Genomic DNA, 800 nt, shown 5'->3' with positions numbered 1-800 from the left:
GTATCAAACTAAAAAAAGAAGTTGTAAGTTATGCGGGATTGAATGCTGACATGTTAAATTATGCATTGCAAAATCGTATATTCCTTACTGAAAAATCTTCTGTGATCCGTTTAGTGTCTTTCTCCCGTTTAGAAAAAAGAAAGGGATATCTTGAGATGATAAGTATATTCGAAACTATGCTTAAAATGGGGGCCAATATCACTTGGGACATTTATGGAACTGGCCGTTTAGAGAGCAGATTACTTAAAGAAATAAAAGATAAAGGGTTAGGAAATCGCGTCCGTATTATGGGTAAGATTGACCGTGACAATATTGCTTTGCATATTAACCCAAACACTTATGATGCCTATTGGTTGTTGCCTATCGAACCAGAAGCCTTTGGATTGACTTTTATCGAATCAGCAGCAATTGGATTACCTGCAATCGGCCCTAAAAAATATGGTATTACAGAGGCTATTCGTAATAATGAAAGCGGTTTTTTCTATGAAAATCCCGATAAGCTAGTTTCTGATTTAGTTAAAGTTAAAAATAATAAACGATATTACATGGCCACATGTAAAACCTGGGCTCTGCAATTCAGAGTTGATAAATTCATTGATGATATTTTAAATTAAGGCAAGGAAATGAAAATAGTTTATGTCATTACCGGGTTAAGCATGGGAGGGGCTGAGAAACAAGTGTGCTTACTCGCTGATAAAATGGTCGAAAGAGGTCATGAAGTAACTTTAGTTTCACTGGGGACTAATGCAAAAGTTCTCCCAGAACATAAAGATGTCAAAGTCATGCAGATGTCTATGACT

Annotated in this window: 1 protein-coding gene; it reads left to right on the top strand. The window is 35.9% G+C overall.

Annotated features, from left to right (window positions below):
- Window positions 1-614, top strand: a 614-nt coding sequence (locus INF61_RS22705; protein WP_193548153.1) for a glycosyltransferase, incomplete at its 5' end; no start/stop codon positions are given.
- Between the last annotated feature and the right edge of the window lie 186 nt (window positions 615-800).

This window comes from Enterobacter cloacae complex sp. P18RS, assembly GCF_014982105.1.
Taxonomy (GTDB): domain Bacteria; phylum Pseudomonadota; class Gammaproteobacteria; order Enterobacterales; family Enterobacteriaceae; genus Enterobacter; species Enterobacter hormaechei_C.
This window is presented reverse-complemented; position numbering and strand designations above follow the sequence as displayed.